Here is a 25,579-nt window from a genome sequence, read left to right on the forward strand (position 1 = left end):
TTGATTAAAAGCGTAGTCACTTTTATAAAATAGGAAATTTTGTTTGAATTAATTTCTCTTTATCTTCTTATTTTATCATCTACAATAAGGGTTATAAAGCATATTTGTGGAGGTATTTACCATGCATGACAAGATGAATGGAACGTCTTTGCCGAAAACGTCGTTTCTGTCCGCCTTTGCTGGCGCAATTGTGTTGGCGCTGGTTCATCAATATCTGTTTTACGGACATGGGCTGGGCGTGTCCATTCCAATTTTTGTTATTGGGTTTTACGCCTATATGTATGCCTTTAACCGAGATCGTTTCCAGCCCGGGTCATGGATAGGGCGTTTGCTGTTTGTGATCATTTTCATGCTGGCATTGACATACGCGCTGTTTAATAATCCGGTCCTGTACGTGTTAAATGTGCTGGCGATACCTGCTCTGATTAGCGTACATATGGTGCTGCTGTTTGGGGAGAAAAGGCATGGCTGGTCAGAACCCGGTATTATTGGTCAGGCGTTAAGCCATTGGTTTTATCAAAACTTTCGTCATATCGTGACCCCCTTTCGGATGGTCAAGACAGTAGCCCTTCGGAATGTAAAGGATGAGCGTAAGCGTGTATTGGGCAAAGTGATGATTGGTTTACTTATTGCCTTGCCGCTACTGTTCATTATCATATCTTTGCTGGCTTCGGCGGATGGGATGTTCGAAAAGTTGTTAGCTGGAGTACCCGAATGGATCGGAACGCTGTCCTTTGGGAATGGCATGCTGCGGCTGATCTGGACCTGCTTTTTCACCTTCTGTTTCTTCTGTTATTTGTGGGGATTTGTACAGCCTGCTCCGCGTAATACGCAGAGAGAGACCCAATCATGGCACGGGTTAAATGAGCGCACGAATGGCCAAACCACCGAGTATGATGGTCACTCTTCAGTGATGATTGACCGACCAACGGTGCCTTACCACGATCCGGTCGCGATTAAATTTGACCCTGTCATTACCGCTACGGTGCTGATTGTCATGAATCTGGTGTATGTTGTGTTCGTCGTGTTGCAGTTTGGATATTTGTTTGGGGCATGGGAAGGTGCTCTGCCCGAAGGAACCTCGTATGCCGAATATGCGAGGAGAGGATTCGGGGAGCTGGTTATGGTAACAGGTATTAACTTTGTGCTGATGATCAGTGTATTGAAGTGGACTGAATTTGGATCAGGTATAGTGCAAAAAATGAACAGCGGCCTGCTGTACATACTCGTGGGTTGTTCGGGTGTGATGCTGTATTCGGGATATACCCGGCTGGTTATGTACGAAGAAGCATACGGCTATACGTACACCCGCTATTTGGTACACGCGTTTATGATTTTTCTGGGCTTGCTACTGCTTATTGCAGCAATGCGCATTCATTTCCGTCAACTGCCGTTGGCGAAATATTATATTGTACTCGCTCTGGTCGCCTATGTCGTCGTGAACTATGTGGGCATTGATATACGGATAGCTGAAAATAATCTCGAACGGTATCGCACGACATCGGTGATAGATAAGGAATATTTGAGTGAGCTATCGGCGGACGCGATTCCGCTGCTGATTGACTTTAGCCGTAAGGAACATGGATCACTAGATGAGTTTTTACAAGCCCGTTTGACGAGCATGACGAGAGAAGAATCGGCTTGGCCTGAATTCAATTGGGCAAAGTATCGAGCGCAACGGGAATTGCACGACTATATTTTGGAATGAGAGGTGTTTGGGAATGATCGGAACAGAAACGGCACAGGGTATGGTACTGGAGCTACAGGATGAAATGTCACAGTATCAGCATCAGTTTGGTGTAAGACGGAACGATTTTCTCGTGGAGGCTATGTCTTACGGAATGAGTGAGGAGGAAGCTCGGTCTTATGCTATCCAGAGTATCGGTCCGGTCGTTCCCGTCGCCTATATGCCTACGTTGGCTCCCGGTAAAATCCGACCACTCAGTCCAATGCTGGCAGCGCGGTACCGATATGCGGGGGATTGGAAGGATATCGACGAGCATCTGCTCCTACCTGATGAAGTCCTGCGGATCGCAGGTACAGAGCAGTTCCGCAGCTGGATCAGCGATATGCGGAATTACTGGGTGGAATCGGCTCCATACCGATTCGGGGATGATCGTCTTTCGCTGCTGTCGGTTGCGAGCGAGGAAGAAGGTCACTTTTCCATGCTCGTCTGGAAGGAGCCTGGTGAAGAGCCTGAAGTATGGACGTATGCTTTGCAGCATGAATATCGATTCAGTCATCTGCTCCATTGGTTCAAGTGGCTGAACGGGCGCAGTGAAGAATGAGAGGTACAAATGATGAAAAAGAATCGTAATTGGATCGTGCTATTTATAGGCATCGCTCTGATGGTGGGGGCAGCAGACTATTTAACACAAACGAAGCCTACGACTACTCCTGAGCTTATCGTTCCAACCGTAATCAGTGAAGAAAGCCTTCAGTTATGAGAATGAAGTTAATTTTTTGTAGTATTACGTTGTTAAAGTAAGCCGGAAATCACCCTAATAGTTGAGAGGGAATGGAGGCCAACATCAATTGAATGTGGAGCCATTCAGATGTTCAAGCGACTCCGTTCATTTCCTCTACAACTTATATTCAGGGGGAATTTCAATGGCTAGAAGTGCAAGTACTTATGCATCTGTAATTGACAGTTTTAAGGTAGAAACGAACAAAAAGTATTCGCCAGTAGGTGGAACGAAGTGTAATATTTTTGCTCAAGATGTGATGTCCGCGATGTCGGCTGACTTACCAAGTGGCTTAGCCAATCAAATGGCTGATGCCTTACTGAATAAAAGGGCGCCGGGCTGGTACTCTGTAACCTTTCAGGATGCACAAAAAAGAGCCAATCTCGGGTATCCTACGATCGGGATCAAGAAAGAAGATGGTCATGGTCATGTAGTCGTTGTCAGACCGAAGGGTTCATCGATTACGATTTTGAAAGAGGTACAGGTTGCTCAGGCGGGGACCAAAAATTATAACAGTAATACCATCAACTACTCGTGGGTGGCAGCAGATCTACCTGGAGTGAAATTCTACACACACGACTAATTATATTCGATATATTGGAAATTTAATGACCCCGGAAGCAGATCCACTCGATCTGTTTCCGGGGTCGTCTTTTTTATTTTGAAACGGAATGTTTAGATACAATGAAAGCTTTGCCTGGCTTGATAAAAGCAACAGCATAGCCATTAGAGAAGGAGGAGGATTCGGCTCTGTACTCAAGTTTAGTCAGCAGTTGTCCTTGACGATTGATGTAACCGAATTTGCCGTCTGAGACGGATGATTGTGTTTGTTTACCGACTAAAGCAAAGCCTTCTTTGAACGGAGAGGCAACATCATATTTTTGTTGATATTTAATGACCAGCGTTCCGTTTTTATCAATAAATCCGACTTCGTTTTTTGCATTTTTCACACTCGCCAGGCCTTCACTAAAATCCTGGGCATCCGTAAATTTAAAGGGAATCGCGACTTTTCCCTGTTTATTGATGAATCCCCATTTTCCCTTGGTATTTTGCACAGGGGCCAATCCTTCCGAGAAGTCTCCACCGGATTTATATTGAGGAGGAATGACTTCTTTCCCTGCTGTATTGATATACCCGTATAGCCCCTTGCTATTCTGAACAATAGCCAAGCTATCCGAGAAACCACGACTGTATTTGTATTTATAAGGAATCGCTAGTTGACCAGAGGCATTCACAAAACCGATCTTGCCAGTGTTAGGGGCGTAGGCGAGGGCCAGACCGTCTGTAAATACATATTCTGACTCCACATTTTCTTTAAAATGAGAAAGGATTTTTCCCGTTCGATCTATAATTGCATTTTCTTTAGTGTCTGCTATGGTAACCTTGGCTTTTCCTTCAGAAAAGAAATTGGCTTCGGTATATTGGCAAGGGATGACCAGTGCCCCTTTGGTGTTAATGTATCCATAGTGATTGGTTTTTGTATTTTTCACGACAGCTCGCTGCTCATGAAAATCACCAATGGGTTTAAGCTCGGCGGGAAGTGAGAAAGCTTTCTCTCCTTTGGAATTGTAATACACGAGGTTTCCAGCAGATGTTTCAGCGGCTAATAATCCATCATGAAAAGCACCATCGCTCAGCGGACGAGCAACGTTGTAATCCAGAGCAGTTTTAGAAACTTCAATGGTTGTTGTGCTGGATGCGGCCCAGCCTGTTCCAATAACAGAGAGGCTAGTAACCAGAATCAATGCAGCTAATCCTAACTTTTTTAACATGCATAAGCTCCTTTGTGAGTTGATTTTTTAACTTCAGGCTTCGGGAAATCTTATCCTCATACGTAAGGTCTTCCATAATATAGACGATAAAAATGTAGGAATGTTTCTTGATATTCTAAAATTTTCTAATTTTCATCTCAATAACCAGAAAGGGAGCAAGCTAATCGCTTGCTCCCTTTACACCTAAACCTGCCCTATATCTTTTGGATGCTTAACAGAGAGTTGCCGTTACGCATAAACTCATACGGAACCTTGGCCTCTGTCACCCGTAAGCCTTCTGCCTCCAGCTCAAGAATCAAACGATCTAGCAGATCGTAACGAGTTCCCGTTAAATCGGTCAGAGGAAAAATGCGAACTTCCTCTGAAGCCACTCGCAGCAGTTCGTGTACCGTATTCTTATGAAACTCATAGTCGAGTCGATCACTATACATAAACAGAAAATGGGCAGACAGCACGATATTAAACTGTTCATCTTCAAAGGGAAGCTCCGGCAGTACCGCAGCAACGTAGCGTTCTGGGTGCTTCCTCATATCCTGCGTGCAATCCTGGAGTGCTTGATGGCGCTGCTCGCTAAGCCCTTGCACATCTCCATAACAGCTCCAAACATAATTATCTTTTGCACGTTCTAGCGTTTCCATTGCATGCTCAATATCCAATAGGCCTTTGCGTTTCAGATCATCAATCTTGTGGTCGTGCGGCCGATGAACACGACCCGGTCTAACTCTTGCTTGGTTTTACTTTGACTCTTCTCATCTCTACTCATCTCTTCTCACCTCAGCTATTCTTTGGCTACGGAGGGGGGCTATCAAGTTTACTCCGTAAGCTCATGTTAACATTTTACAGAATCGAATAACATATCATTTGGCAGAACCTCTTATAGTGAAAACCGATTACTATTGAGAGATTAAAGATAAGAGATCACGTTCATTTTCAAGAAAAAAAGTGAAGAAACAGTGTCATTTTAAAAAAAGTCTATACATATATATTAAATGTATAGACAAATCAAAAGACTGGATTTATAATTACGCTGTAAACGTTTTCTAGTAGTTAACATCCAATCAGACCTTGAAGGGAAGGAACAATCATGAAGAAAATTTTGCTGGCGTGCAGCTCAGGTATGTCTACAAGTTTGCTGGTTACTAAGATGCAGGATTATGCTAAGTCCATTGGGGACGAGGCTGAAATTTGGGCAGTAGGTCAAGATCAGGCGGCAGAAGACATGGCTAAGGCTGACGCAGTATTGATTGGCCCGCAAATGAGTTTTCTTAAAGGACAGCTGGAAAAGGAAGCAGCCCAATATGGTATTCATGTAGAAGTGATTGACATGATGGCATACGGGATGGTTGACGGTAAGAAAGCCTACGAACAGGCCGTGAAGCTGGTGGAACGCAAAAATGGATAAAGTCAATATAGCCGAACTGACGGAAGAGCAAATTAGTTTCCAACTTATTCTTCATAGTGGAAGCGCTCGCAGTAAAGTGATTCAGGCGCTGACCGAATACCGAAATGAGAATGTAGAAGGTGCGGACGAACTGCTCAAACAAGCCAAGCAGGATTTACGTGCTGCGCATGATATCCATTTTCAAATGGTTAAGAAGGAAGCGGGAGGTACCCAAACTCCTTTCTCGCTCCTTCTAATGCATGCCGAGGATCATCTGATGTCCACGGTTACCATGAAGGATCTGGTTCTAGAATTGCTGGAGCTGTTCAAATCCAGAAATTTATAACGGAACATGTAAGTTTGTGAAATTTGGGACATGAAAAGCTTGCAACCCTATTGATGCAAGTCACTTCGCGGGGAGGAATAGGCTTTGTTTGAAAAATTAAGCCGGATACTGATACCTATTGCCGGTAAACTGAACAACAACCGCTATCTTACTGTACTGCGTGATGCATTTATGCTGTCATTTCCATTAACTGTTTTTGGCTCCATTATCGTCGTTATTATCAATCTGCCGTTTCTAAAAGGGTGGATGGGCGACGGCAATTATGCGACTTTTAGCAGTCTGCTGAACATTGCGCCTAATGCCACACTGAATATCATGACCTTATTTGTAATCGTCGGGATTGGGTATTATTTATCTCGAAGTTATAAGGTCGAGCCCATATTCGGCGGGATGATTGCGTTGGCCAGTTTCTTGATGCTCACCCCGTTTGTGCTGACACAAGAAAGCGGTGCCACGATTGCTGGTGTCATTCCGGTTGATCGGATCGGTGCCAAAGGCATGTTCCTTGGTATGATCGTCGCTTTTATCGCGGCTGAGATATACCGAAAGGTGACGCAGCGAAATTTTGTCATTAAAATGCCTCCAGGCGTTCCGCCGGCAGTTGCCAAATCGTTTGCTGCTTTGCTTCCGGCATGTATTACATTGGGCATATTTTTGATCATTAATGTTGTAGTTACACTGACCCTTCATAATAACCTGCATGACCTGATTTATCATGCTGTACAGGCACCTCTGGTGCATTTGGGCAGTGGCATTATACCTACATTGATTGCTATTTTCTTTGTTCAGCTTTTATGGTTCTTTGGGCTTCATGGTCAAATTATTATTAACTCGGTTATGGACCCAATCTGGAATACGCTGGCACTTGAAAACTATGAAGCGTACTCCAAAGGAGCAGAACTACCGCATATCATCACTAAGCAGTTTGTGGATATTTACACCGTAGGTATCGGTGGTACAGGTATGACACTGGCTGTCGTGCTTTCGATTCTGATCTTCCTGAAGAGTAAGCAATTGAAGCAGGTCAGTAAGCTGGCCCTTGGACCGGGTCTGTTTAATGTCAACGAACCCGTCATATTCGGTCTGCCGATTGTGATGAATCCGCTTATTTTTGTTCCATGGGTTATTTCTCCAATGATCGTTACGCTGATTACTTACTTTGCCATGACCACCGGGATTGTGCCGCCGCCAAACGGAATACAGGTTCCTTGGACGATGCCGTTGTTCTTTAGTGGAATGATGGCTACGGGCTCCCTGATGGGTGGCGTGCTGCAGTTGTTTAATATGGCTGTCGTCTTTGTCATCTGGTTCCCGTTTCTGAAAATTATTGATCGGATGAACGTTCGTAAAGAGCAGGAAGAGGAGCTTAGCCAAGCAGCCATTGCAGGTAAGGATCAAACTGTTGGAATGTAATGTGAATAAGCTGCTAGATTAGCAGCTTATTCATGCAAAAGAGAGAGGAGTAGAGCTGTGAATCATACCGAAATGAAAGATATAGAGCAGCAAACCATTCAATACCGTTTTCCATCCGACTTCTGGTGGGGTTCCTCCGCTTCGGCTACCCAAACAGAAGGAACCGTGGAGGGAGACGGCAAAGGACCGAACATTTGGGATTATTGGTTTGAGCAGGAGCCGAACCGTTTCTATGATGGGGTTGGCCCTGCCGATACGTCCCGTTTCTATACCCGTTACAAAGAGGATATTGCACTCATGAAAGAGCTTGGCCACAACTCTTTCCGGTTCTCTATTTCCTGGTCACGCCTGTTTCCGGCAGGGAAAGGTGCAATAAACCAGCAGGCGGTTCAATTCTATACTTCCGTCATTGAGGAGTTGCAGCAGGCGGGTATTGAGCCGTTTGTGAATCTGTATCATTTTGATTTGCCGATGGCTTTACAGGAAAATGGAGGCTGGGTGAACCGGGAGACGGTCGAAGCTTACGTGGATTACGCTAACACTTGCTTTGAGCTATTCGGGGATCGTGTAGCCAAATGGTTTACGCATAACGAGCCGATTGTCCCGGTGGAAGGCGGCTATCTATACGATTTCCACTATCCGAATGAAGTGGATTTCGGTAAAGCTGTACAGGTGGGATATCATACTCTGTTATCGAGCGCGAGTGTCATTAAGGCTTACAGAGAGGGCGGTTATAAGGGCAAAATCGGAATTATTTTGAACCTGACGCCGACTTATCCGCGTAGTCAGCATCCGGCAGACGTGCAGGCTGCTGAAATATGCGATGCGTTCTTTAACCGTTCCTTTTTAGACCCATCTGTGACGGGAGAATTCAATCCTTTGCTCGTGGAGCTGTTACGCCAAGAGGGATATGTACCAAGCATGGAAGACGGAGATCGGGAGATTATACGCCAGGGCACTGTGGACCTGCTGGGGATTAACTATTATCAGCCGCGCAGAGTCAAGGCTCGTGAAAGTCTGCCGAACCCGGATGCTCCTTTTGTGCCGGAACGTTTCTTCGATTATTACGTCATGCCTGGCCGCAAGATGAATGAGATGCGGGGCTGGGAGATTTATGAGAAAGGCATTTACGACATTCTGACCAATGTCAGAGAAAATTATGGCAACATTGAATGCTTCATTTCAGAAAACGGAATGGGTGTTCAAGGTGAAGAAAAGTTCAGAGATGAACAGGGTATGATTCGCGATGACTATCGCATTGATTTTATCCGTGAGCATCTTAAATGGGTCCAACGGGCCATCTCAGAGGGCTCCAATGTGAAGGGCTATCACTTATGGACGTTTATGGACAACTGGTCCTGGACGAATGCTTATAAGAATCGCTATGGTTTTGTGTCTGTCGATCTTCAGAACGGTGGCAAGAGATCCGTTAAACAGAGTGGGCACTGGTTCAAACAGGTGATCGAGAATAACGGATTCTAAGGTGGTCCTCTGGACCGCCTTTTTTTCTTCATCATCGTCATAGAACTGTGCTGTACGCCGCTGGTGAGAAAGTATAATGTTCGGTATACTTACTTATACCGTAATACCTTAACGTCCCGCCTGCAGAACAAAAAAGAACCAGCGCTACCGATGTTTTGGTAAAATGCTGACATAAAATAATTTTTAGTACAGGTGGTAGACAGATGAACAAATACGAGCGGATTGCACAAGAGGTCAAAGAGCGGATTATGAATAAGACCTATAGCAGTGATGATCCGATTCCCGATGAGATCTCACTGGCAAAAGAGTTTCGTGTAAGTCGGATGACGATTAAGCGGGCATTGGACACATTGGTGATGGACGGGTTGCTAAATCGTAAAAGAGGACATGGAACATTTATCGTCAAATCGGTTCACAATGGCCCTGTTAACGTCGTCGTAAATGAAATGCTGGGGTTAACCAACGTATTGCGCGGGAAAGAAATCAAAAATAAAATCGTCGCCTTTGACGTTCAATTTCCATCCGAAGAGGTAGCGACCCATCTATTTATTGATGCCAATTCTCCTGTATATCATGTGATTCGTCTGCGTGTCGTGGAGGGTGAGCCCTATGTTATCGAGCGCACATACATGCCTACGAAGCTGATCAGCGGTATTACAGAGGAGGTGCTGTATGGCTCGGTGTACAAACACATTAAGGAGGAGTTGGGACTTAATATTGTCGGTTCACACCGTACCATCCGGGCATCCAAGTCGACGGAACTGGATCGGGAGCATTTGGACTGCGCAGCGGATGATCCAATCTTGGAAATTGAGCAGGTGGGTTATCTGGATACAGGTATACCATTTGAATACTCGTTCTCGCGGCATCGGTACGATAAATTTGTGTTTACCACAGTGAATCGAATGCGTTGATTAGTAAAAAAATAAGCATAAGGGTTCGAGCTACATATTCTCGAATCCTTGTGCTTTTTTGTGTTTACAATAAGTTTAAGGGAAAATGAGATGCTTTATTTTTTACAATAAGCAATAAAACTTTCTATCCATTGTATGGTTATAGTTTCGCGTAAAATAGCACCATCTAATACAAGATAATCGCCAAAATTATCACTATCAAGAGGAGGAATAGTTTCATAACGTTCTTTATTTTTGCGTAAATGTTCCAGCCTATCTTGATGTTGAAGCAGCTGATGTTCCAACAAATTTAATCGGGTTGTTATATCCAGATGATTAGAAAAATACATTCTCAGCCTAAACACATCTTTGGGAGTGGGTTCAATAGGCTCTGCTTTTCTTAGCCATTGTAAAAAATCTTCTTTGCCTTTCTCCGTAATCGAATACAATTTTTTTTCTAAAATTTCTCCGCTAATTTGGATCTCGTAGACGATAAGTCCCTCATTAAGCAGTTTTTTTAATTCTGGATAGATCTGACTATGCTTTGCAGTCCAAAATTCGCCTAAATCTTTACTGAATTCTTTACCTATATCATAACCAGTCATAGGTTCTTTATTTAACAAGCCCAGAATGGCATATTTTAAAGTTCTCATAAGGCATTCTTCCTAACATTTTCGTCGTTTATTGGTTAAGTATAACATATTTAGCGAGTCCACAATAAGATTGATATATTATTGAAAACATATTTAATAAAACATATAACTACATACATGTTTCTGTTGATATATTGCAAAGCGCGTGTTAATATTATTTCGAAATATGTGAATGATTTCACAATACAACGACGAGGGAGAAGAAGATCTCAGTGGAACTTACAAAAAAGAGATGGATTATTCTGATTGCAAGCTGTTTTATTAATCTGTGTATTGGATCAATTTACGCGTGGAGTGTATTTTCTGCCCCAATGGCAGAATATTTGAGCAGCGTCACAGGACTTAGTTTAACACCGGGGAATTTGGCTATTGCATTTACGATTACAAATTCGGTAGGTCCTATCACGATGATTTCAGGTGGCTGGATTAATGATCGATTCGGGCCCAAGAAAGTGATCTTTGTAGGGGGCTTGCTATTTGGAGGCGGTATGATTTTATCAGGATTTGCAACATCTGTAGGTTACCTGGTATTGGCTTACGGTATCGTACTCGGCCTAGGAACGGGAATGGTTTACGGATGCACAATTAGCAACTCTATTAAGTTTTTCCCTGACAAAAGAGGATTAGTTGGCGGTATAACAACGGCTGCTTATGGAATAAGCTCAGTTATTATACCTCCTATTGCCAATAGTTTAATCAGTAGGTCTGGTGTGACATCAGCATTCATTATCATCGGTATAGCATTTCTTATTATTGTATGTGCTGCTTCTTTCTTCATTGAGAAATGTCCATCTGACTTTGTTCCTGCAGGATGGACACCCAAGACTGTAAATGTTGGCCGTTCTATTCAGAACGACAAAGACTGGAAAGGCATGCTCTCAAGCCCTCTGTTTTATATCATGATCTTGTTATTAATGTGTGGTGCTTTTGCCGGACTCATGTGTACATCACAAGCTTCTCCTATAGCTCAGAAAATGATTGGTATGTCTGCGGCAGCCGCTACGACAGTTGTTTCCGTATTGGCATTGTTTAACACGGGCGGACGAATCGTTGCAGGCTATATTTCGGACAAAATCGGTCGAATCAATACCCTGGCTTTTTCTTCTGTCTTTTCGGTCATAGGACTCACATTGCTTTATTTTTCAGGCGAAGGTAGTGTGTTGACATTCTATATTGGTATTTCAGTTATTGGTTTATGTTTTGGTGCACTGATGGGGGTATTTCCTGGATTTACTGCCGATCAGTTTGGTGTGAGAAATAATAGTGTGAATTATGGAATTATGTTTATTGGATTTGCAACAGCAGGATACTTTGGCCCATCGATTATGAGTCATGTTTACAGCACAGACAGTAGCTATCAGAGAGCCTTTGTCATTGCGGCCGTACTTGGCATAACCGGACTTGTTCTAACATTTGTATATAAGTTCACTACCCGAAAAAATCAGAAGATGGCTGTGGATATGAATCAGAAAGCTATCAATTAACCCATAGCAATAAATACAGATAAGGAGCATGAGATCATGCAAAGAAAATATCCCAATCTATGTAAACCAATTACAATTGGAAATGTGACTTTCAGAAATAGAATGTTTGGCTCTCCTATGGGAGGTACAGATATTACAGCTGACTGCACTATTGGACCGAAATCTACAGCTTTTTATGAATTAAGAGCAAAAGGCGGTGCTGCGTCAGTTACGGTCAGCGAAGTCGTGGTTCATCCTGAGACGGAAGCTTCCCATATGTACCATCTGGATCTGGGGACAGTAGATTCTCTTGCTAGTTTTACCTATACTGCAGACGCTATTCGCCGTCACGGGGCAATTGCCAGTGTGGAATTGTCTCATTCTGGACAGTATGCAGGAACTTATCTGACTGACAAAAATAAGAAACAAGGACTTGCTCAGTGGGGACCCAGCCCCGGAGTACGCCCGGATGGCAGAGAAGTAAAGGAACTTTCGCAAGAACTAATTGATGATATCGTAGCAGCTTATGGTAGATGTGCTGGACTGGCCAAGAGAGCAGGTTATGAAATGATTATGGTTCATGGCGGACATGGATGGTTGATTAATCAGTTTTTTTCTCCTTATTTCAACCGCAGAACAGACAAGTATGGCGGAACTTTGGAAAACAGGGTGCGTTTTGCACAGGAGGTTCTGGACAGTGTCCGTGAAGCGGTGGGTTCTGGCTTCCCAATCGAGTTTAGAATGAGTGGTTCGGAGTTATTTGAAGGCGGCTATGACCTGACAGAAGGTATAGAAATTGCTAAATTAATCGAATCAAGAGTCGATTTACTCCATGTATCTGCTGGAACTTATCAGACAGGCTTTGGTATCACACATCCTTCGATGTTCTTGCCTCATGGAAGTAACGTTTATCTTGCAGCAGAGATTAAGAAGCATGTAAGTGTTCCGGTTGCAACGGTCGGCGGATTAAATGACCCGGCTCAAATGGAAGAAATCATTGCTAGCGGTCAGGCGGATGTTGTTGAAATGGCTCGCGCACTGCTTGCTGATCCAGAGCTTCCAAGAAAGGTGATGAGCAACCGCGACGAGGACATTATTAAATGTCTGAGATGCTTCACCTGTATGGCAGAACGTGCAGAAACATCCACAAGACGCTGTACGGTTAACCCATTAATTGGTCGCGAGATGGATGGAACAGAAATTTACCCTTCCCCTAATCCACGCAAGGTTTTAGTAGCCGGTGGAGGCCCAGGCGGGCTTTATGCAGCTCTTACTGCAGCCAAACGCGGACATAAAGTTATTCTATGTGAGAAGGCTGACGAGGTAGGCGGTATTTTGAGGGGAGAGCAGGCGATTCCTTTTAAATATGAGATGTATGAATTAGGTGTTACTCTCGGAAAGCTGGCTAAAGACGCTGGCGTTGAGATCCGTTTGAATACACCTGTTACTAAAGAGTATGCAGAGAAAGAAAATGTTGATGCGTTAATTATAGCAGCTGGTTCCGCAGCAATTGTTCCTCCAATTCCTGGATTGAATGGTGATAACGTAGTCATTGTTAATAACTACTACCTGGAGCAGGACAGGGTCAGCGATAGCGTAGTCGTATTGGGAGGAGGTCTGGCAGGCTGTGAAGCAGCCATTCACCTTGCTCAGGAAGGTAAGACTGTTCATCTGGTAGAGATGAGAGCAGAGCTGGCTCCGGATGCTAATATTAGACATCGTCCGATTATGCTAAAAGAAATCGAAAAGAATAACATTCAAGTTCATTTAGGATTTAAAGGGCTGAGTGTTACACAAGAAGGTGTTGTTTGCGCTGATCAAAATGGTGAAGAACATCTTGTTCCAGGTACTTCAGTCATTTGTGCGCTTGGACAACGGCCAAGAAGAAACGTAGTAGATGAGTTAATTGATTGTGCACCTTATGTCGCACAAATCGGAGATTGCGTTAAGGCATCTACCATCACGACTGCAATATATCAAGGATATCATGCAGCGCTTGATATCTGATTATCTGCGACTCACTATCACTGCCCGGCATGTGATACTTCAGGAGTCTAAGAGAGGCACTCGAACATAGCGGTTCAACACAAATCGCACAGCTCCTGCAAATGGGTACAACATTGCGCAAGAGCTGTGCGATATTTTTTTAAGGATTAAGGCAATATTCCAAGTGTGAAAGTTAATTGCCAAGCAATCTTACTTCATGCACCGTCGGGGTATACCAGTTGTTTGGATTATTGAATAGCACTGCATTTACAAGGTTAATTCGCACGTAGCGAGCTTGAAAATTGACTTTGTCACTGGTAAAACCATACGTGGTATTACCTGTGCGATCAATCGTGGAGTAGTTAATTCCATCCATGCTGTATTCAATTTTATATTTGTAATACGCTTCAGATCCTTTGTACATAAACCATGAAATATCCACTTCGCTGATGGTCTTGGTACTGCCTAAATCGACCTGCCACCAAGCGGGCCAGGATGCGGAAGCAGCCTTCCACGAGGTTTGGGCGTTGCCATCGTTCGCCAGTGAAGCTGGAGAACTGGATGCGGCTGAGCTAGCAGTCGCTGTTTTGCCCTGTGCGTGATTCACAAGGGATGGTAGGATTACTGTGCCTGTCGCAGCATCCAGATCCCAGCTACTGTACCAGTTCAGGGTTGCTGTTTTGTTGGAGTCATTCAGAGTTAGTGGCAACCAGATGAATTTGTGGTCGCTCAGGTTGAGCGGATTCCAGCGGTCGCCCATATAGATGTAGCTGGTTCCTGCGCTACCCGTAATCGTGGCGATGGAATGGATTTGCGAGCCGTAAGCCGCCGGATCACCGAAGGGTGACAGAGCAGACCAGCTTCCAGTCATGGAGCTGGCGGTTGCGTAAGCGCCCTGATTCGGATACCAGCCAGATGCCTGCGAGGTGAACAGGTAGTAGGTATTGTTCTTTTTCACAACAGCAGGAGCTTCGCGATAGCCATTTTCAAAAATCCAGCCAACGAACGCCTGCACACCTGTATAATCGGCTGTCAGCCTGAAGATCGCCATCGTATCATTGGCGCCGCCATTTTTACGGGAAGCTGTAATAAGGTAGCCGCTACCGTCAGTATCCGTGAACACCGTCATATCACGAGACTCGTAATTCAGTGGGCGGAAGCTGCCTTGGTAGGCAAAATTTCCGTCGGGTGTATCGCTGGTAGCGACGGCTACACGACCTAGTGAGTAGTCCGTGCCATTTTCATAGTGCGCCCATAGTACATATTTTCCGGTGGTTTTGTTGTAGATGACTTTGGGGCGCTCGATTTTGCTGGAATTCAGCTCAGGGGCAGAATCTTTGGTGAGAATACTGCTGCGGAAGGACCAATTTTTCAAATCGGTTGAGGTATATACGTTCACTTTTTCAAATTTCCAGTTTTCGGCGTGCTCGCCGTACCAATAATAAGTAGAACCTACTTTTAGAATATTACCGCTGTTCGCCTGAATCGGGTTACCTGCGGTGTCTTTCCAATCCGTTCCGTTCGTAATGGCTGTGCTTGCTGTTGCGCTCAGGGATAGTTCGGCATTGGCGACGTCCAAGCCATTCAGCGCTTGGTTCACCTCGGTCCCGTAGGTTGCTTGCGTAACGCCTGTTGTATTGGCATGTGCTGCACAGGGTTGAAAACTCGCACTGGCCACTGCGAATAGGATACAAATCCATGCGGCTAACCATTTGCTGCTGTTGATCCACTTCACGATATCGTCTGCCTCCTTTAACACGGATAGGATGGGCCGAAACGGCTTGTCCGGCACCTCATCTTCGATTTTATCCTAATTGGAAGCGTCTACAAGTGGAATAAATTGAAGTCTTTAGCATGGTGAAACTGTTGTTAGGAGAAAGGACAAATCTGATCATTACATACAAAATAGGTATATAGATATTTGAAACTTTGGGGAAAGCTCGTCAGTTATGTGGGAAGTGTTTGTGATTGTGCGTTTTGTCATTGACACGTTCACATTATTTCAAATTTAAAGTGACTGGAATCACATAAACGGTTACTTTATGTGGGTATACTGGGTTTTAAATTGAGGATTAACAAATGGGACATATGTTGAAATACCCTTTGTTATCTTATTTTGGAGAGAAGAGGGATACAAAGATGCTAAGTGAGCAAACCATTGCAACAATCAAATCGACTGTACCTGTTTTGGAGGTACACGGAACTACAATCACCAAGCGTTTTTACCAGATGATGTTTGAAGCCCATCCCGAGCTTCTCAATATATTCAATCACGCGAATCAGAAGCAAGGACGTCAACAGGGAGCGCTGGCCAATGCTGTATATGCGGCTGCACAGCACATTGACCGCCTGGAGGAAATTCTTCCGGTGGTACGCCAGATTGCACATAAGCATCGCAGTTTGGGAATTAAGCCAGAACATTACCCTATCGTTGGAAAATATCTGCTCGCTGCGATCAAGGACGTACTGGGAGATGCGGCTACAGACGAGATCATTGCCGCATGGGCCGAGGCCTACGGTGTGATCGCTAATGTATTTATAGACGTGGAAGCTGAAATGTACAAGGAGGCTGGACAGCAGCAGGGAGGCTGGTCAGACTTTAAAAGCTTTGTTGTGCAGAAAAAGGTTAAGGAAAGCGACCAAATTACGTCTTTTTATCTGGTGCCGCAGGATGGACAGGTGCTGCCTGAATTCGAGCCTGGGCAATATATCAGCTTAAAGATGGAAATTCCGGGCGAACATAATACCCACATCCGTCAATACAGTCTTTCAGATGCACCGGGCAAACCTCACTACCGGATATCTGTAAAGCGCGAGGATGCCGCAGAGTCCCGTCCGGCAGGTAAAGTATCCGTGTATCTGCATGAGCAGGTGCAAGAGGGCGATGTGCTCCAAGTATCTGCACCGGCGGGTGATTTTACGCTGGATCGGGCAGATCGCAGACCTGTTGTGCTGATCAGCGGCGGGGTCGGGCTAACCCCGATGGTTAGTATGTTGGCTTCCTTAGTGAAATCTGCTCCGCATCGACCTATCACCTTTGTCCACGCAGCAGTCAATGGGGATAACCATGCTTTGCGTAATGAGGTAGAAAAGCTGGTCGCCACACATGCACAGGCTGCAGTTCGTTGGTGTTACAGCAGACCAACGGAGCAGGATCGGCTGGCACAGGCTTTTCACAAGGAAGGCCGTTTGGATCTGGCCTGGTTGCAATCCGTGATACCAGAACGTAACGCACAATATTACTTTTGTGGCCCTGAGGGATTCATGCAATCGGTATACGGCCTTTTGAAGGAGTGGAATATCCCGGCTTCAGATATCCACTATGAATTCTTTGGCCCTGCCAGCGCATGGGAAGCAGAAGCACAATGACACAATGAGACATCAAAAAAGACGAAGGATATTTATCCTTCGTCTTTTTTTCGATGATTACAATCGGAAATCCTGCTCATTGGGTACTACTTTTCAAAGTGCGCTCCTGTTTTCATAACAAGGGAGTACGCAAAAATTCCATACCTCGCGGCATATATGGGCGTAAAGCCTCCGGAATACGGATCGAACCGTCCTCTTGCTGGTGATGCTCCAGCAACGGGATCAAAATCCGGGGCGAAGCAACTGCTGTGTTGTTGAGCGTGTAGCAATATTGCAGCTTGCCATCCGCATTGCGGTACCGGATGTTGGAACGGCGCGCCTGGAAATCAAGCAGCTGGGACGACGAATGTGTCTCGCCGTAAGCTTGGCGACTGGGCATCCATGTCTCAATGTCCACCTGCTTGTAGGTTTTTTGCGCCATGTCGCCTGTACAGACAGCCATCTTGCGGTAGGGCAGCTCCAGCAGTTGAAGCAGGTCTTCCGCATTGCGCGTAATCTCCTGAAACATCTGTTCCGAAGCGTCCAGGCTAGCTTCGCAGATGACGACCTGCTCAACCTTGGCAAACTGGTGGACACGATACAGTCCGTGTACATCCCTTCCGGCTGAGCCGACTTCATTGCGAAAGCATACGGACACGGCTGCCAGCCGAATCGGGTCCGCAACATCCACGATCTCACCGCTGTAATACGAGACCAGCGGCACTTCCGAAGTGCCTACAAGCCACTGATCCTCTCCTGTGATGCGGTACGTCTGATCCAGTCCGAGCGGAAAAAAACCAGTGCTGCGCATCGCCTCTGCACGTACCATCAGTGGAACGTCCAACAACTGGAATCCGCGTGCAGTCAGCAAATCCACCGCAAGCTGCTGCACAGCCCGATGCAATGCAACCCCTGCTCCCGTCAGATAGTAGTTACGGGTACCGGCTGTTTTGACACCACGAGGGACGTCGATAAGCTTGTGAAGCTCACCGAGCGCCATATGATCCTTTGGTTCAAATCCGAAGTTCGGAACCGACCCGACCCGCTCCAGTTCTACATTATCCTCATCCGATCTTCCCCGTGGCGTATCTGGCGATACGATATTAGGCATCAGAAGCAAAAGCTGTTGAAACTGTTCCTCTACTTCCTGTTGCGGGGCTTCCAGAAGATCTAGCTGTCCGTTAATTTCTTTGACCTGCCGCTTCGCCCCTTCTGCCTGTTCACTCTTGCCGGCATGGATTAGCGCACCAATATCCTGACTACACTGATTACGCTTCTGTCGAAGCTGTTCCACTTCCTGAAGTAGCTGTTTTCTCCGATCATCCAGGGTCAACAGCTCTGCGACCGATACCTGTATTCCTTTGCCGTCTGCTGCTGTCTGAACCCGTTCTTGATGCTCTCTGATCCATTTGATATCCAACATGACACCGCACTCCTTTTCGGATAAAAATACAAAAAGCGCCCTCATCCACATGGGACGAGGAGCGCTTTGATCTCGCGGTGCCACCCAAATTGACCAGACAGCATGACAGATGTCATAACTCTCCAATCCACTTTGCTCCGCTGTAACGGGCGGCTCCGGTTTACTTAGGTACATATCGCCATATCCTACGCTAACGTATGGTCCTTGGCGTAAACGCCTCCGAGTTGGATGCTCTTCATAGGCATAATATCGTTTGCTTTTTTGTAAGTATACGGATTTTCGGCAGGTTAATCAAGGGCATGACTCTGCAACACATCCATGCGGATTTCATGTTTGCGAAGGGGAAAGGTAGGCTTTATTTCATATGTATATCCATTCTACTTCATCTGCGCTCATAAAACTGGAAGAATATTTAAGTAAAAGCCCCAATTTAACGTTCAAAATGGGCTATAGTCTCTATAATGACTTTTTAATTTCATGTAAAATGTAATGATTACCAAAATGGACAGCGATGGAGGAGAACATGGAGGATTTTAAAGATCGTTTACATACGATCCGCCAAGAACAGAACAAGCTGCTCAAGGAGTATCAAACATTAATCGCGGACTATGAAGCCTCAGATATCATTCTGGAGAATGAGGTTCTGCGAAAAAAGTTCGAGGATTATCAGGCTCGCTGCATTCACTTGGAAGAGCGAGTACGACATATTGAGCAGGAAAATGGAAAGCTGCGCACTGCGCTGACGGAGCAAATGCTGAGTGAAAAGGCGAATATGATCCGCATTTCGCGTGAAAAGCTGGAGACCTATTTTGCTTCCAGAACTACAGAAGGGGAAAATCGGCTGACAGCCTTTGAATATGGGGCTAAAAACCGAGTGGACCAGCTTATTCAGCAAACTACGCATGAGCTTAAAGAAGATCAGGACGAGATCGTCGCCAGATTACGACTGTTCTCAGAGGAGATTCGAGACCGAATTATGGAGCAACGCAGGCGGTTTCAGGAGGCCGAGCGTAAATTGCTTCATCAGACGGCAAGCGAGTTCCAGCAGTTCGGAGAAGAAGAGATCAGCGAAGAAACGATGCAGAAGCGCATGAAGCAAAATCAGTTTGAAATGAAGCTAGGCTTGAACTGGATCAACAAGCTGGGGATTTTGCTCATTATATTGGGTGTGGGAGCTGCTTTTAAATACTCATACTCGAACTGGTTTACAGGAAATATGAAGGGCGTGGCCTTCTTTCTGCTAGGAGCGTTGATGCTGGGCGGCGGGGAATGGCTGTACCGCAAGCAGAAGCAGACCTTTGCGCTCGGTATTTTGGGCGGCGGTATTTCTGTGTTGTATGGATCGATTTTTTACAGCTACTTTTTGTTAGAAATCATAGGAATGTATACAGGCATAGGCTTATCCGTACTCGTTACGGTGACCGCTGTGCTACTGTCATTAAGGTATGAATCCCGAACGATATGCTCTTTCGGTTTAGTAGGGGGATATTTCCCACTGTTTTCCTATATGGCAGCGAATGGGCTGGAAGGGAACGCTGTGTATATCGCCATGGGCTATTTGTTCCTGTTAAACTTGCTGATTCTGCTTGTATCCTTCCGCAAACGGTGGGTCGTCGTGCAATATATCAGCTTTTTGCTTAATACGCCCTTGATGATTGTGCTGGCGTGGTTATCGGAAAGCGCCGTAGCGAGCATGATGTATGCAGTCATTACATTTGCGATGTACCTCGGGATGACGCTGTGGGTGCCGTTCCGTTTAAAAACAAAACTGTCATGGCTGGATTTCTCCCTATTGGCTCTGAATACAGTCGTGAGCTGTTCCGTTCTGTATTCTCTGTTCGGCGATGCAGGCCTGGATGATTATAAAGGCTTGCTGGCTCTCGTCTTTTGCTTGGTGTACGGGGGTCTGGGACAATGGGTCCGTCGATATATTCCAGAGGAGAAACAAACCAAAATATTATTTTATGCGACTTCGTTGACCTTTGCCATCCTTATGGTTCCGTTCCAGTTTGGAGTTAGATGGTTATCCATGGGCTGGCTGATCGAAGCGGTTCTTCTTACATTATATGGACACCGTTACCGGTTGAAGGAATTGGAACGAGCTGGCTGGGGCATTTTATTACTGTGTCTGGGCGCATTCTTTTTCGTCGATTTCCCTATATATCTGTTGTCAGGATTTGAGACGGATTATTTTGGACTCAAATATACGCTCATTACACTGGGAATGTTAATCGTTACCGTCTTCTATGCGATTGAATTTAGCCGTCCGAATGCTTTCAAAAACAATCGGTTGTACGAAATGCATATCATGCAAGGATTCAAATATGTAGCTTTGGTGAACGTGTATTTCTACCTTTTGTATGAAGCAGGGCATTGGTATAACATCGTCTTATCCGACGAGTTTGCTCATTACACCTTGTACAAAGTATTGTTGTATACCTGCGTATCGCTGGTGTTGGCTTATTTCCTGCCTAAGGTGAGGTTGCTGTATGATCGGGTGATTAAATACTACAGCTTGGCGTTGTACGTCATAGGCTACGCGCTGGCACTGGTGGTCACCGTAACGGTTCCAACCTTGCATGAAAATTATGCGCAAAATACGGCTGCTGATTATGTGGCATTGGTGGTACTCGCAGCCTTTAATGTGCTGGTATTCGTCAGCAGCAGGGATTTCCTGAATGCACTGATGACCCGACATTATAGAAGTAATGAGTTGTATCCGGTCATTATGGGTGTATATTTGCTGGGCATCATAACCGCCTTTCTCGGAGTTCAGTTCCGTCTGGGGGATGCTGGTCTTGTGTTCAGTCTGGTGTATTTGCTGCTGGCCATTTTGTATATTGTATACGGCTTCCTCAAGCGAGTGGTCTACATTCGCAGATTTGGATTGGGCTTGACCTTGCTGTCGACAGGTAAGCTGCTGTTGTATGATCTACATCTGTTAACGACAGGAAGCACGATTGTAGCCTACTTCTCTTTTGGTGTTGTACTGTTGGCGATTTCGTATATTTATCAAAAAGTATCTAATCGCATGGGAGAGACCATAATAAAGAAGGATGTTGAAGAAAATATGTAGTTTTCTGTTGTATTTTGTAGATACGGAACATTATGAAAATAAATCCGGTAATAGTGAAAAATTATGCATGACCTTACATCCTACTTACGCTATAATGAGTAAAAATTATTTATGTACGCATGCTCATGTTTATGCGTAAGTAGAGAGAATGAGGGGGATATAATGAATTTGAGCAAGGGGCAGAATAGCCTGTCTGATAAAAATGAACGCTTCTCGTCTGCTGGATTCATATTGGCGGCGATCGGGAGTGCGGCAGGACTAGGTAACATATGGAAATTTCCGTATATTACAGGACAATATGGCGGAGCTGCATTTTTCTTATTGTTTATTGTCTGCCTGTTGCTTGTTGGTTTGCCTGTACTTTTAGCGGAGCTTGCGCTTGGTCGTGCAGGTCGAGGAAGTGCTGCTTCTGCAATGGTAAAAGTAGGCGGTCATCCGATTTGGGGCAAGATGAGCATCATGTTTGTTATCGTGCCGTTTGTTATCTTGTCGTTCTATGCCATTGTAGGAGGCTGGACACTGCATTATGCCGTTGAGGCATTTAGCGGAAATCTGTTTTCGAATAATGATTTTGCTGGACAGTTCGCTTCTTTTTCCTCCGGCTATGCGCCGTTGGTTTGGCTGTTAGTTGTTTTTGCATTTACAGCAGTCGTGGTAACTCTTGGGGTATCGAACGGGATTGAAAAGTTCAATAAAATTTTGATTCCTGCCAAGGTCATCCTGTTGCTTGTGTTGATGATTAACGCTCTTATGCTGCCAGGCTCTGGTGCGGGCGTATCCTTCTTTCTGAATCCCGACTTCTCTAAGCTAAGTATAGAGTCTGCATTGGTTGCTTTGGGACATGCCTTCTTCTCACTCTCACTGGGGATGGGAATTATGATCACGTACGGTGCGTACGTAGATCGCCGTCAATCGCTGGGTGGAGCCATGCTGGCCGTTGGTGGCGGAGATTTAATCTATGCGTTTATCGCAGGTATGATTATTTTCCCTACAACCTTCTCCTTCGGAATTAATCCGGCTCAAGGACCATCGCTGGTTTTCATTGCTTTACCGGCTGCTTTCTCGGCAATGCCTTTTGGTGCATTCTTCGGCGGTTTGTTCTTCGTACTGCTGGCGGTTGCTGCATTAGGTTCTATGGTATCCTTGCTGGAAGTTCCAGTAGCCTATGTCATGGAGCGTATGCGTTGGAGCCGGGTTCGCTCCGTTCTCGTCGTATCGGTCCTGTGCTTGATGCTGGGCGTCCCTTCTGCATTGTCCATGGGGCTGGTGCCTGAACTGAAAGTAGGGGATAAATCATTCTTTGATTTCGTAGACTTTACCGCATCCAACATCTTCTTACCGTTAGGCGGTTTGTTGATTGTTATATTCACAGGTTATTACTGGAAGACTGCGGCTGAGCATGCGAACATCAAACCCTTCTGGTTCAACGTATGGTTATTCGGTCTTCGGTATGTTGCACCGATCCTGATGTTGTTGGTCTTCCTTCATACCTCAGGTATCATCAAATTTTAAGAGAATAGAATACTAATAAAAAGGCATTTTCTTCCTAAGGGAAGAGATGCCTTTTTTTGTATATCTATCAGTGGTTACCTAACTGTGGAAAGGAATGATATAATAAAAACATTGTCATTAATTTTAACTTCATTGAAATCATTACGATTATGAAGTTTTATATAATGAATGAAAAGGCTACAGGGCATCGCAGACGATGTGCAGGAGAGGGAAAGGGCAGAAGAGCATTGAAACAGACAGGGAGCTTGAATTTGCAAGAAGGACGGCGGCTGAAATGAAGTCTAATCGGTTGTCGTCACAACGTCGTTATATGCCAGGTTTGGATGGTTTAAGAGCGCTGGCAGTTATCGCAGTCATTGCGTATCATCTGAATCCGGATTGGTTGCCGGGTGGTTTGTTGGGTGTGGGCGTGTTTTTTACTTTGTCGGGGTATCTGATTACAGATATTTTGGTGAGTCAGTGGGATACATATCATAGTTTTAAAATGAAAGATTTCTGGTTGCGTCGTGCCAGAAGGTTGCTGCCTGCCATGTTGACGGTTGTGGCTGTCATTGTCCTGTGCTCGTTGCTTTTCGATCCGTCACGGCTAACGGCCTTGCGCGGAGATGTACCTGCCGCATTGGTGTATATGAGCAATTGGTGGTTTATTTTCCATCAGGTTTCGTATTTTGAAAGTTTCGGCCCACCTTCTCCGCTTGGGCATCTGTGGTCGCTGGCGGTGGAGGAGCAGTTTTATATCCTGTGGCCCTTACTGCTGGCGCTCGGGCTAAAATTCATGCCCAAGCGTATTGTGCTCGCAGGCTGGGTAACTTGTCTGGCATTAATATCTGCGCTCCTGATGGCCGTGATTTACGTACCGGGAAGCGACCCGAGCCGGGTGTATTACGGCACGGATACGCGTGGATTTGCTTTACTAATTGGTGCGGCACTGGCCTTGGTGTGGCCAAGCGGCAAGCTGAAAGAGCAAGCTTCTGCTAAGGCGCGTATGCTTCTGGACAGCATCGGTGCAATAAGCTTGCTGTTGCTTTGCCACTGGGCGTGGGCCTCGAATGAATATGACCCATCTCTGTACCGGGGCGGCCTGCTGGGCATAGCTTTAGTCACTGCTATTGTGGTCGCAGCGTTGGCACATCCGGTAAGCCACCTTGGTCGTCTGCTTGGAATCAAGCCGCTACGTTGGATTGGAGCTCGTTCCTACGGACTGTATCTGTGGCATGTTCCGGTTATCACGCTAACGACGCCTCAGGTAGATACCGATGGCGTGCATGTGCTGCGCATCATTTTACAATTGCTAGCTACCGTATTGCTGGCGTCTCTCTCGTTTAAATATATCGAGGAGCCGATCCGCCATGGAGGATTCCGCCACTGGATCATAGGAATCCGTTCTGCGGTTCGTAGACAGGCGCGGTGGAGATGGATGCCTACAACTACAGCGGCTGTGCTGTTTGTAGGTATTCTCGTGGGTGCCGTCCACCTGTACGTGGCTTCTCCTGATGCAACTATTCAGGCGGCATCAAGCGATGAGAATCCAGTCGCAAAGGCAAAGGCGATGCCGCCACTTCACGGAACGGTATCCGTGGCTTCCAAGGAGCCCCAAGCCATCAAGCTGCAAGGGGCCGAGAGCAGCAAGGCGCAGACCCCAGTCCCGTCTCAAACCCAGACGCCTAAGAATACGGCGGTCCAGGCTGGTACTACGGACGATGTTACGAAACCGTCGGAACCTTCGGACAAACCCAAAGAAGCTACGCCTATGACAGGTGATGGCTCGAGTGTTACCGCCATTGGAGACTCTGTCATGTTGGATGTACAGTCGTACATTCAGGAATCCTTCCCGGGAGCTGTTGTAGATGGGCGGATCGGCCGTCAGATGGCGGAGGCGCCTGCCGTACTGGAGCAGCTAAGACAGAACGGACAGTTGGGTAAGACGGTTATTATTGAGCTGGGCACGAACGGCGCTTTCACCAAGGACCAGTTATCCGATCTGTTGGCTAGCCTGAAGGATGCGAAGCGTATTATACTCGTGAATACCCGTGTACCTCGGCCATGGGAGAGCATTGTGAACAAGCATCTTGCCGAAGCAGCGTCCCAGGATTCGCGAATTACAATGATTGACTGGTATGCAGCCAGTTCTGGTAAAAATTCATATTTCGAGCATGACGGAGTACATTTAAAACCTAAAGGTGCTAAAGCTTATGCGTCCTTGTTGGCTCAGGCCTTAACGAAGCAATCGTAATAAACTGCAATGATACTCATAAATTATGTAAATGCAAGACAAGAAAGCCACCGGGAGTAGGTTGTCCTCTGGTTGAAGCACATCCCTAAATTTTCATCGGCTAAACCTAAGGGTTTTTCCAATGTCTATTCTA

General features: G+C 45.6%; 20 protein-coding genes. 15 read left to right on the forward strand and 5 right to left on the reverse strand.

Features of this window, described 5'->3' with window-relative positions; translation table 11 throughout:
• The first annotated feature begins 121 nt into the window (after window positions 1-121).
• The 4 genes from MHB46_RS15235 to MHB46_RS15250 all read left to right on the forward strand — a co-directional run bounded on the left by MHB46_RS15235 (window position 122) and on the right by MHB46_RS15250 (window position 3,048).
• Window positions 122-1,708, forward strand: a complete 1,587-nt coding sequence (locus MHB46_RS15235) for a DUF4153 domain-containing protein (RefSeq protein ID WP_341162752.1) — start codon at window positions 122-124, stop codon at window positions 1,706-1,708.
• Window positions 1,709-1,721: 13 nt separating this feature from the next.
• The gene (locus MHB46_RS15240; RefSeq protein WP_160788297.1) at window positions 1,722-2,288 is read left to right on the forward strand and encodes a hypothetical protein; all 567 of its coding nucleotides are present in this window, start codon (window positions 1,722-1,724) and stop codon (window positions 2,286-2,288) included.
• 9 nt (window positions 2,289-2,297) lie between these two features.
• Window positions 2,298-2,447: a hypothetical protein gene (locus MHB46_RS15245; protein WP_180984554.1), complete on the forward strand. Its 150-nt coding sequence runs from the start codon at window positions 2,298-2,300 to the stop codon at window positions 2,445-2,447.
• Between the two features lie 163 nt (window positions 2,448-2,610).
• The gene (locus tag MHB46_RS15250) at window positions 2,611-3,048 is read left to right on the forward strand and encodes a hypothetical protein (protein WP_328801247.1); all 438 of its coding nucleotides are present in this window, start codon (window positions 2,611-2,613) and stop codon (window positions 3,046-3,048) included.
• Between the two features lie 73 nt (window positions 3,049-3,121).
• Here the strand turns inward: MHB46_RS15250 and MHB46_RS15255 are convergent, their stop codons facing one another.
• Entirely contained in the window at window positions 3,122-4,237 is a 1,116-nt protein-coding gene (locus tag MHB46_RS15255) for a WG repeat-containing protein (protein ID WP_341162753.1), read from the reverse strand.
• A 194-nt stretch (window positions 4,238-4,431) separates the two neighbouring features.
• Entirely contained in the window at window positions 4,432-4,875 is a 444-nt protein-coding gene (locus tag MHB46_RS15260; protein ID WP_341162754.1) for a hypothetical protein, read from the reverse strand.
• Between the two features lie 446 nt (window positions 4,876-5,321).
• Between MHB46_RS15260 and MHB46_RS15265 the strand changes: the two genes are divergently transcribed.
• The 5 genes from MHB46_RS15265 (at window position 5,322) to MHB46_RS15285 (ending at window position 9,773) form a co-directional block, all read left to right on the forward strand.
• Window positions 5,322-5,639: a PTS sugar transporter subunit IIB gene (locus tag MHB46_RS15265; RefSeq protein ID WP_013312603.1), complete on the forward strand. Its 318-nt coding sequence runs from the start codon at window positions 5,322-5,324 to the stop codon at window positions 5,637-5,639.
• Window positions 5,632-5,964, forward strand: coding sequence for a PTS lactose/cellobiose transporter subunit IIA (locus tag MHB46_RS15270; RefSeq protein ID WP_013312602.1), 333 nt, complete (start codon window positions 5,632-5,634; stop codon window positions 5,962-5,964). The genes MHB46_RS15265 and MHB46_RS15270 overlap by 8 nt, the downstream gene beginning before the upstream one ends.
• Window positions 5,965-6,048: 84 nt before the next feature.
• Window positions 6,049-7,377: a PTS cellobiose transporter subunit IIC gene (celB, locus tag MHB46_RS15275; RefSeq protein WP_023990964.1), complete on the forward strand. Its 1,329-nt coding sequence runs from the start codon at window positions 6,049-6,051 to the stop codon at window positions 7,375-7,377.
• A 72-nt stretch (window positions 7,378-7,449) separates the two neighbouring features.
• On the forward strand, window positions 7,450-8,859 hold the full coding sequence (locus MHB46_RS15280) for a glycoside hydrolase family 1 protein (protein WP_341163753.1): 1,410 nt from the start codon (window positions 7,450-7,452) through the stop codon (window positions 8,857-8,859).
• A 203-nt stretch (window positions 8,860-9,062) separates the two neighbouring features.
• Complete coding sequence (locus MHB46_RS15285) at window positions 9,063-9,773, forward strand: GntR family transcriptional regulator (protein ID WP_023990962.1); 711 nt, start codon at window positions 9,063-9,065, stop codon at window positions 9,771-9,773.
• Between the two features lie 95 nt (window positions 9,774-9,868).
• On the opposite strand, the gene MHB46_RS15290 is transcribed toward MHB46_RS15285, so the two are convergent.
• Entirely contained in the window at window positions 9,869-10,405 is a 537-nt protein-coding gene (locus tag MHB46_RS15290; RefSeq protein ID WP_341162755.1) for a PadR family transcriptional regulator, read from the reverse strand.
• 212 nt (window positions 10,406-10,617) lie between these two features.
• Between MHB46_RS15290 and MHB46_RS15295 the strand changes: the two genes are divergently transcribed.
• Window positions 10,618-11,889 carry an L-lactate MFS transporter gene (locus MHB46_RS15295; protein ID WP_023990960.1) on the forward strand — a complete coding sequence of 424 codons (1,272 nt, stop codon included), beginning with the start codon at window positions 10,618-10,620 and terminating at the stop codon, window positions 11,887-11,889.
• Between the two features lie 36 nt (window positions 11,890-11,925).
• Entirely contained in the window at window positions 11,926-13,875 is a 1,950-nt protein-coding gene (locus tag MHB46_RS15300) for an oxidoreductase (protein ID WP_341162756.1), read from the forward strand.
• A 172-nt stretch (window positions 13,876-14,047) separates the two neighbouring features.
• Here the strand turns inward: MHB46_RS15300 and MHB46_RS15305 are convergent, their stop codons facing one another.
• Complete coding sequence (locus MHB46_RS15305) at window positions 14,048-15,589, reverse strand: family 43 glycosylhydrolase (protein ID WP_341162757.1); 1,542 nt, start codon at window positions 15,587-15,589, stop codon at window positions 14,048-14,050.
• Between the two features lie 404 nt (window positions 15,590-15,993).
• Here MHB46_RS15305 and hmpA point away from each other — a divergent pair, with 404 nt between their 5' ends.
• A complete protein-coding gene (gene hmpA / locus MHB46_RS15310) occupies window positions 15,994-17,223 on the forward strand; it encodes an NO-inducible flavohemoprotein (protein WP_341162758.1) in 1,230 nt (409 codons plus the stop codon).
• Window positions 17,224-17,335: 112 nt separating this feature from the next.
• Here the strand turns inward: hmpA and serS are convergent, their stop codons facing one another.
• A complete protein-coding gene (serS, locus tag MHB46_RS15315) occupies window positions 17,336-18,625 on the reverse strand; it encodes a serine--tRNA ligase (RefSeq protein WP_341163754.1) in 1,290 nt (429 codons plus the stop codon).
• 523 nt (window positions 18,626-19,148) lie between these two features.
• Here serS and MHB46_RS15320 point away from each other — a divergent pair.
• From MHB46_RS15320 to MHB46_RS15330, 3 genes are all read left to right on the forward strand, one after another.
• Complete coding sequence (locus MHB46_RS15320; RefSeq protein WP_341162759.1) at window positions 19,149-21,701, forward strand: DUF2339 domain-containing protein; 2,553 nt, start codon at window positions 19,149-19,151, stop codon at window positions 21,699-21,701.
• Window positions 21,702-21,863: 162 nt separating this feature from the next.
• Window positions 21,864-23,213, forward strand: coding sequence for a sodium-dependent transporter (locus MHB46_RS15325; RefSeq protein WP_061829525.1), 1,350 nt, complete (start codon window positions 21,864-21,866; stop codon window positions 23,211-23,213).
• A 274-nt stretch (window positions 23,214-23,487) separates the two neighbouring features.
• Window positions 23,488-25,446 (forward strand): acyltransferase family protein, encoded by a 1,959-nt coding sequence (locus MHB46_RS15330; RefSeq protein ID WP_341162760.1) that lies wholly within the window; start codon window positions 23,488-23,490, stop codon window positions 25,444-25,446.
• Window positions 25,447-25,579: the final 133 nt, after the last annotated feature.

This window comes from Paenibacillus sp. FSL H7-0703 (assembly GCF_038003485.1).
In the GTDB taxonomy this organism is placed as follows: domain Bacteria; phylum Bacillota; class Bacilli; order Paenibacillales; family Paenibacillaceae; genus Paenibacillus; species Paenibacillus polymyxa_B.